Source organism: Methylobacterium sp. WL18, assembly GCF_008040015.1.
Classification (GTDB): domain Bacteria; phylum Pseudomonadota; class Alphaproteobacteria; order Rhizobiales; family Beijerinckiaceae; genus Methylobacterium; species Methylobacterium mesophilicum.
The window spans coordinates 1-656 of the sequence record NZ_VRVD01001205.1 but is presented as its reverse complement, the minus strand read 5'-3'; the positions used below and the strand labels follow the sequence as shown (position 1 = coordinate 656).

Sequence of the window (656 nt, the reverse complement as noted above, 5' to 3'; positions counted from 1 at the left end):
GGCGTCGCCCAGGCGGGCGAGATCGGCAACCGGGTCGGCCAGCGGCACGGTGCCGGTCGCCACCGCGAAGACGAGGTCGCCGTCGAGAGGCGTGTGGACCGGGACCAGGGCGCGGGCGAGGCCGTCCTGCGCGGCCACCGCGAGGCGTCTGCACTGTGCTTTGGTCAGGGCGGCGTCGGTGGCGACCACCGCGAGCGTCGTGGCCGAGCCGGGCAGGATGCGGGCCGGGAAGGCGAGGGAATCGGCCGGCACCCGGGCGGGGGAGCCGAGGCCGCCGAACTCGTCGCCCACCTCGAACGGCGCGGCCCAGAAATGCGGCCCACCGCCGATTGTGGCGCGGCCGAAAGCGTTGACCGCCGCCAGCGCGCCGACCTTGAAACCGGTGCCCGGCACCGTCGCCGAGGCCGAGCCGATCCCGCCCTTCAGGTTGCCGGTGCGCGCGCCCGTGCCGGCCCCCACGGAGCCCAGGGCGAAGTCGTCCGACGCGGCAGCGGCCGCAAGGAAACCCAGCTCGCGATAGGGCGGATAGCGGCCCCAATCCGTGTCGCCGCCGTTGAGCAGGTCGAACAGGACCGCCCCCGGCACGATCGGCACCCGCAGCGGGCCGACCGGAAAGCCGCGTCCGGCCTCGGCGAGCCACGCGGTCACGCCCGCGG

General features: G+C 76.1%; 1 protein-coding gene. It reads right to left on the bottom strand.

What is annotated here, in order from left to right:
• A partial coding sequence (locus tag FV228_RS31850) for a P1 family peptidase (RefSeq protein ID WP_187278003.1) occupies nucleotides 1-656 on the bottom strand: 656 nt, incomplete at both ends.